The organism is Actinomycetospora chlora (genome assembly GCF_039542135.1).
In the GTDB taxonomy this organism is placed as follows: Bacteria; Actinomycetota; Actinomycetes; order Mycobacteriales; family Pseudonocardiaceae; genus Actinomycetospora; species Actinomycetospora chlora.
This window is the reverse complement of the sequence record NZ_BAABHO010000228.1, coordinates 1-514: the sequence shown is the minus strand read 5'-3', so window position 1 is coordinate 514 and position 514 is coordinate 1. Positions and strand designations below refer to the sequence as shown.

Below are 514 nucleotides of genomic sequence, written 5' to 3'. Positions count from 1 at the left end.
CATTATAAATCGGATACGTAATTGAGGGTAAATATCCTGTAGAATATCTATTGAATATATCATCAGGATAAATAATAAATGTAGCGATTGCACTTTGCTTAGTTCCGTTGACTTAAGCAGCAATCCATCCTTTTTGATATTTAGCAACAGTTCTTGCTAAGTCATAAGCACATTTGTTCTCTGCTATCTGCTTCCCCCCAAAATCTTTAATAAATTTTATTTCAGAATCCTGAGTTATGAGTACATTAAATTGGTACATTTCTTGTGGATTTTGGCATGGCTGCATATTTTTCTCAATAACAATATCGTGAAAATCCTTATAAAATCCGACATAACCATCTTTATATGGTATTTGATTAGAAGGGAAGTTTTGTAAAATATTATTTTGTGAATACAGAGAGATACTGATTAGTATAAATATTAAATTTTTCATGTTAATGGTTTTATTCCCCATGATCTGCATGGTCAGATGAAAAGTTGATTTCGATAATCCGGTTGGAACTGATAGGAACAC

Annotated in this window: 1 protein-coding gene; it reads right to left on the bottom strand. The window is 31.3% G+C overall.

Annotated elements, in window-relative coordinates:
- Positions 1-112: 112 nt before the first annotated feature.
- Positions 113-514 (bottom strand): hypothetical protein (locus ABD994_RS31545; protein ID WP_345425824.1); only part of this gene is annotated, 402 nt, incomplete at its 5' end.